The sequence below is a fragment of the Sinomonas notoginsengisoli genome, from assembly GCF_021554725.1.
In the GTDB taxonomy this organism is placed as follows: Bacteria; Actinomycetota; Actinomycetes; order Actinomycetales; family Micrococcaceae; genus Sinomonas; species Sinomonas notoginsengisoli.
The window spans coordinates 1-1495 of sequence record NZ_JAIZDP010000026.1 but is presented as its reverse complement, the minus strand read 5'-3'; the positions used below and the strand labels follow the sequence as shown (position 1 = coordinate 1495).

Genomic DNA, 1495 nt, shown 5'->3' with positions numbered 1-1495 from the left:
GGCGGTTTCTAGGGGTCGTTGCAACACCGGTGGGTGGGTCAGGTCGATGTTAACAGGTCGCGCATGCGCTCGGCTGGGGTCTTCCAGCCGAGTGTCTTGCGTGGTCGGGCGTTGAGTTCCTGGGCGACGTGCTCGAGGTCTTCGGGACCGTGGACGGACAGGTCGGTGCCCTTGGGGAAGTACTGGCGCAGCAGCCCGTTGGTGTTCTCGTTCGTCCCGCGCTGCCAGGGGCTGGCGGGGTCGCAGAAGTAGACGTCCATCCCGGTGGCGATCGAGAACGAGCGGTGGCGTGCCATCTCGGCGCCCTGGTCCCAGGTCAGGGACCCGCGCAGGTGCTCCGGGAGGGTCTGCACGGCCTCGATGAGGGCGTCGCGGACCTGGGCGGAGTCGTGGCCGTGGGGCAGGTGCAGCAGCAGCACGTACCGGGTAGTGCGCTCGACGAGGGTCCCGATCGCAGACCGGTTCGACGCCCCGGTGATGAGGTCCCCTTCCCAGTGGCCGGGCACCGCCCGGTCCTGGACCTCGGCGGGGCGTTCGGAGACCATGACCATGCCCTCGAACCGGGGGGTGCGTTCGGCGCCGTCCCGGTGGGGCCGGCGCACGGCCCGTCCCGTGCGCAGGGACGCGGCGACCTCGCGTCTGAGGCCTCCGCGTCCTTGGACGTAGATGGCCTGGTAGACGGTCTCGTGGCACACGCGCATCTCCGCATCGTGGGGATAGTCCTCCACCAGAGCATGGCAGATCTGCTCCGGGGACCACCGCGTGGCCAGCTTCTGGGCCACGTAGTCCCGCAACGGGCCGGGCCGGGCGAGCTTGGCGGCCTTGGGCCGGGGACGGCGCACAGCGGCCGCCCGCTGGGCGGCATAGGGGAAGTACTGCCCGTCGGTGCTGTTGCGGGCGATCTCCCGGGAGACGGTGGAGGCAGGCCGGCCCAACTGCCGGCCGATCTCCCGCAGTGGGGCCCCGGTGGCGAGCAGGTCCCCGATCCGTTCCCGCTCGGGCAGGGACAGGTAGCGCGGATCGAGGGGCTTCTCCACTCCGGCCAGCGGCACCGCTGCGCGGACGGAGGGGGCGCGGGCTTCCATGGGAATGTTGTAGTCCACCACGCGCCCGTCTCGGTACCGGCGCCCGTTGCCCAGCTTGTGGACCCCGTTGTCCCATTCCTGCGCGGTCGTGCGGTGGATCCCGAGCCGCTCGGCAGCCTCGGTCCGGCTCAGGCCCTGGCCGCGCAGCCGGTGGAAGTCCTCACGCGTGGGCCCGTTCGAGCGCTTCCGGGCCAGCCCGGCCTTCCGCACCCACCCATAGCCAGTGTTCCGACTCAGGCCCATCTGCGCCGCCACCTCGGTCACCGACCCGCCGGCGCGCACACGGCCCAGGAACTCCTCCCGCACGGAGGGCCCGAACCGGCCCCTGCCACCAGCACCATTCCCAGAACGCGGCACGGTCGTTGCAACTCCTCGAACTCGAGGTGTTGCAACGACCGTTAGAACTCAAG

1 protein-coding gene is annotated in these 1495 nt (G+C 71.0%); it reads right to left on the bottom strand.

Annotated elements, in window-relative coordinates:
* Positions 1-38 precede the first annotated feature (38 nt).
* Positions 39-1217 carry an IS30 family transposase gene (locus tag LF262_RS16815; protein WP_235781558.1) on the bottom strand — a complete coding sequence of 393 codons (1179 nt, stop codon included), beginning with the start codon at positions 1215-1217 and terminating at the stop codon, positions 39-41.
* Positions 1218-1495 lie beyond the last annotated feature (278 nt).